Here is a 3,557-nt window from a genome sequence, read left to right on the forward strand (position 1 = left end):
CACGCTGCACGGGTGGACAACGGCTGTCGGCATTGGAGGCTTGCCCTTGCGGCGAGCGAGCATCTGTTCGAATGCAACTTCAATCTCCGCCATCGGGAACAACTCCTCATCGTCAGATGCTTTGAACGCCCGCCTGGCAACTGGGCGTTCACGCTTCGCCAGACGAAAGCCGCCTCGGTCTCGACCAACGGAACCTGCGCGCTCGCCCCCGTGGCCACGCTCCCGCAGCCCACGGTCTCTCGCACGATCTCCCGGAGCCCAGCTGCACGGCGACGCTTTCCGCGCGATCCACTGGCGACTTTGGCAACCCTACGGGGGCCGGCGCGCCATGGCCGTTGAAAAGGTTTTTATAATATTAAATTCGGATTTAGAGTCATTGTGATAGATCAAATCGTCCGGGCGGCGGCATCATAAGCAAAGCAATCACCCGCATTGAAGCGGAGCAGAACGGCGTCTCGGTCAAGGCGCAACTCGCGGAGGACTTGCCGCTCGTTTATGGAAATCTGGTCCAGCTGAAACAAGTGTTTCTGAACTTGAGCATCAACGCCGTTGAAGCAATGAACGACGTCGACGACGGACCGCGAGAATTGCTGATCAAGACCACGAAATCCGGGCCCGATTCCATCTCGGTCGCAGTGCAGGATTCGGGTCCAGGGATCGATCCGGAAGATTCGAAACGCGTCTTTGAGGATTTCTATACGACGAAGCCCGACGGCCTGGGCATAGGCCTGTCGATCTGCTGCTCGATCGTCGAAGCGCATGGCGGAAAGCTGACGGTGACTGCGAATGCGCTCCGAGGCGCCATCTTCGAGTTTACCCTCCCCACTGACGGCGACGTCGGATAGTCTGATGATTTGGCCTGCGGGATCAGAAGGATGCGAAGGCGCCCAACTCCTCGCGCGCCACCTCGCTGAACTCTCTCAAGGGATCCAGGCCCGAGCCGTTTTGCAGCACCTCAGGAAGATCGCGCAACGTTCGATTGGGCTCGAAATAGGTGGCGACAATGGCGCGCAGAAGCTTTTCGGCGGCGGCGACGCTTCCTGACATGGCCAAAGCGCGCATGCGGCTGACCATCGCATAAAGATCGACGAGATCTTGCATCTTCGGCTCGTTACTGACGAGGGCGTCCCCATAAGTTTTCGACGCCGCTACGATGAAATCGCGGATGAGATCCTCGCGGCGGGAGAACCCGTGCGCGATATGTCCGGCTCGAGCCTGCGCGCGCTGGCTCAACCATGTGACGAGGCCCGTCGTCAGCCCGCCAATGGCCGAGCCCGCGAGCGCCGAAAGCGCCGAGAGATAAGCAGCGTCCACGTTCCACCGGCCCCCGACTGTCTTCATTCCCAGCGGCTCGACCCCCGCTCCGGCTTACGCCCAGGCTGGTGGGCGGGGCGGATCCTTCATTGCACCAACAATCAAATTAAGTAATCGCGCATAGTGTACAATCTAACTTTTGGAATAACTGGTTTCCAACCTCATTCAGGTGATGAGCGTCACGGGGCCGCTACGGAGCTACGAATGGCAGCTTCGAGCCGAATGCGAGAGATCGTCATTGTGTCCGACAAGGTCCGCAACTGGCGCCGAGCCGTCTATGGCGGTCGCCAGCGAACGGCTCCTTACGAGCCGAACGTCGCCGGTCACGTCAACCGACGGCTTCTGACCCCTGAGCCGACGGCCAGCAACCTCGTCTGCCGCGTTTCCGAGCGGCCGCGGCGGCCGTTCCGAAAACATCATCGCGATTGGACGAGAACGTCCGGTCGCGGCGCGCAGCCTTTAATCCGGCTCACGCCACCGCCATTATTTCCTACACACAGATCATTTTCGTGCGTTCGTCGAGTGCCGGGTTAATCGGCGCTGCGGTGTATGGTCACGAACAACCCTTCAATTTGTTTTATTGGAGGGCTGTTTTCAGCGTAGCCAGCGTCGGATGCCAGCGTCCGTGTCTTGATTACTAGCCTCGCGTTCGTAAACGTTGGCTAGCGCCATCAACAGTTTCGACGCAACAAAAGGGTGCGAAATCTGAAGCCCCTGCGCCCAATTGCGATATTTTTCAGCCAATTCGCGTTCCTGATCGCCGCCTTCTCCGCGCCAATGAACGCCACGCGAATTATAGACGCCGGTTTGCGCGCCTCTTGCCATCGGCTCGGATTCAATTTCTTCTAGAACGTCTCTCACCGGTTCGCAGGGCCAGACACCGTCATCGCCGACCGGAGCGTGAGATAGCAACTTGCCGATACATACGTCTGACACCTCCGTGCGGTTTAGGTCCGAGCAGGACTTGCGTACCGTCTCGATCCATTACGCCAGGCGATTAGCTTCGAGCTCGCCAAGATCGTTATGGCCAGGAATGTAATCTAACGCTTCAAGCAATTTGTAGCCGCGTTCGGCCATACTCGCTGCTCGGTCGGTCGGTGGCTTGAGTTCGGCTGGATCGATCGCGCCATCCTTCCGCTTATATAGCCACACAATGGCCTGGACGAACAGCTCAGGGTGAGCTTCGATGTATCGTTGAAGATTTGGGATGCCGTAGTCCGACCGGTGATCCCATGGCCGCGCGAGCACCTCGAGATACGAGAATTCCAGAGCAGCCATTTGATCGAGCGTCAGCGCTGTTGATCCGTGAATGTGCTTGAATGCCTTTTCGACGTCGTATTCGGCCAGCTTATCTTCTCCGGGCTGGTCTTTGCCGCCCTGCGCAATTTCCGTTAGCAGGCGAAAGAGCACTGTCGGATCGACTCTCTCGGGCCTAAGGCGGATGCACGAAAAGGCGGCGCGCGGTCGACCAGCCTTCAAAAGGCGTTCGACGGCCTCGTTATTCTCGACATCGGATTGGTCGATCCAATCCGGCACCACCCGGCTCCAGTAGCTGCACTGACCAACGTCGCCTAAGGCGTCGACCAAATTCCAGGTGCTTTTGCGAAACGGCGCGAGAACGAGCAGCCGAGCCGAAACGTCTTCAGCGAAGTCCCGAACAACGCCCTTGAGAATTCGTTCGCGCTTTTGGTCATCAGCGATAGATAGCAAGGCGCCGGCGATCACGCCCTCGAACGGGTACGGCGCGCTTCCGGCATCCAAAATTCGACGGAAAGCCTGTAGCAGAAACTCTTGAAGTTCGGCTTCGGACAACAAATCATTTGCCGCCAACCAGCCGATTTGTCGGTAAGCTTTACCGCATCCCGCCAGGTTCAAGAGCCCGGAATAGCTGAATTGAGAGAAAATTTCGCGCAAGGCGTCGGTCCTCAGTTTCTGGATGCGACGGTCGCGTTCTTGAAAATCGACCTTCTCGATGCCTTCAATTTCATCGGCTGATTCATCGACCCATCCCTGACGGAACAACCAATCATGTTTGTTCAACAAATCGCTTGGCTCGAGCGCCGCGTAAGCGGCTTTGGCCCTTGTCGCCAAAGCCGCGACGTTTGGATTTGTTTTCGCCTGAATTGCCGCTCGCCGCGAAAGCGCCGAAGTGCGGACTTTCTCGCGCAATGTCGCTTTGTCCGCGTCAGATGCCCTGTCTTCCGCCCATGCTTCGATCAGCTCCCAGACCTGCGCTTGGCGGG

General features: G+C 58.1%; 2 protein-coding genes and 1 pseudogene. 1 reads left to right on the forward strand and 2 read right to left on the reverse strand.

All coding sequences use genetic code 11. The annotated features are described in order from the left end of the window. Positions 1 to 482 precede the first annotated feature (482 nt). Complete coding sequence (locus ACLP2E_RS02710) at positions 483 to 845, forward strand: ATP-binding protein (RefSeq protein ID WP_442465083.1); 363 nt, start codon at positions 483 to 485, stop codon at positions 843 to 845. Between the two features lie 22 nt (positions 846 to 867). Here ACLP2E_RS02710 and ACLP2E_RS02715 read toward each other — a convergent pair whose 3' ends face one another. Both ACLP2E_RS02715 and ACLP2E_RS02720 read right to left on the reverse strand, forming a co-directional pair. Continuing rightward, positions 868 to 1,341, reverse strand: a complete 474-nt coding sequence (locus ACLP2E_RS02715) for a hypothetical protein (protein WP_442465084.1) — start codon at positions 1,339 to 1,341, stop codon at positions 868 to 870. A gap of 957 nt (positions 1,342 to 2,298) precedes the next feature. Further along, positions 2,299 to 3,557: pseudogene (locus tag ACLP2E_RS02720) on the reverse strand (addiction module antitoxin); the annotation flags it as partial.

Source organism: Rhodoblastus sp., from assembly GCF_052145335.1.
GTDB lineage: Bacteria > Pseudomonadota > Alphaproteobacteria > Rhizobiales > Beijerinckiaceae > Rhodoblastus.